Raw genomic sequence first — 1,232 nt, 5'->3', positions numbered from 1 at the left:
CACTGCGTTATCGTAACAGTTTCCTTTACGAGACATACTTTGTGTAATGCCACGTTTAGCAAGGGAATGACGGTATTGTTTCATTTGATAGTGCCAACCTTGATCAGAATGGATCAAGAGTGTATCTTTGACTGTTAAGTGTTCAAACGCTTGGTCTAACATCGTTGAAACAAGTGAATAAGTTGGTCTTGAACCAATTGTGTATGTGATAATTTCACCATTAAATAAGTCCAACATTGGCGATAGATATAGCTTTTCTCCAAATAATTTAAACTCCGTAATATCCGTAACCCACTTTTTATTTGGTTTTTCAGCTTGGAAGTTACGATTTAAAATATTAGGTGCAATTTTTCCAACTGTTCCTTTATAAGAGCGATATTTTTTCATGCGAACGAGACATTTTAATCCCAATTCTTTCATGATACGATACACTTTTTTATGATTTACTTTATGTCCGCGATTCGTAAGTTCATCACGAATACGACGATAACCATAAAGCCCCTCATGTTCGTCATAAATGGTTCGAATCAATCCTTTTAGTTCTACATCTGAATCAGGAAGATTGAATCTTTTAACCCAATAATAATACGTACTGCGCGGAATACCTGCGAGCTGAAGTAGCACCTTCACTGAAAATTCATGCCTTAATTCATAGACTACTTGGGCTTTGTCTTGTTTCGTGATTTCTCCTTGTTTTGAACTAAGGCATTCAACTTTTTTAAATATGCATTTTCCATACGTAAACGCTCATTTTCCGCTTGTAGTGCCTCTATCGAACCTTCAACTATTCCTTGATCTTTAGTTGTATTTGTTTTTTTCTTTTCCATGGATGGACGCCCCTTTTTCTTTGATTGTAGGGCATCCAATCCTCCTGTTTCATAAGCTACTTTCCATTTTCGAAGTGTTTCGTAAGAAGGAATATTGAAAAGCGCCGCTGTTTCCCTGATAGATGTCCCTTGTTCGTTCATATAATTAAGTACATCTAGTTTATACTGGGTAGAGTAGGATGTATAGCGTTTTTCAAAAGCATTTTCACCTAAGGATTCATATTGTTTAATCCACTGATAGAGCATACTGGGGTGAACATCAATAGATTTAGCAATTGTTTTTCCACCTTCAGTCCCCTCTAAATATCGTCTTATCGCTCGTATTTTTTCTTTTGAAGAAAATTTAGCCATAAAAAAGTGCACCTCCGATTGTTAGACTGTGTCTAACAATCGGGGTGCACTTCA

Annotated in this window: 1 pseudogene; it reads right to left on the bottom strand. The window is 36.4% G+C overall.

Going from position 1 to position 1,232, the window contains the following annotated elements:
* Positions 1-1,178: pseudogene (locus C568_RS34070) on the bottom strand (IS3 family transposase); the annotation flags it as partial.
* Positions 1,179-1,232: the final 54 nt, after the last annotated feature.

This window comes from Bacillus sp. 95MFCvi2.1 (assembly GCF_000374965.1).
Lineage (GTDB): Bacteria > Bacillota > Bacilli > Bacillales > Bacillaceae_G > Bacillus_A > Bacillus_A pseudomycoides.
The sequence above is the reverse complement of the archived record's forward strand: the minus strand, read 5'-3'. Positions and strand labels throughout refer to the sequence as shown.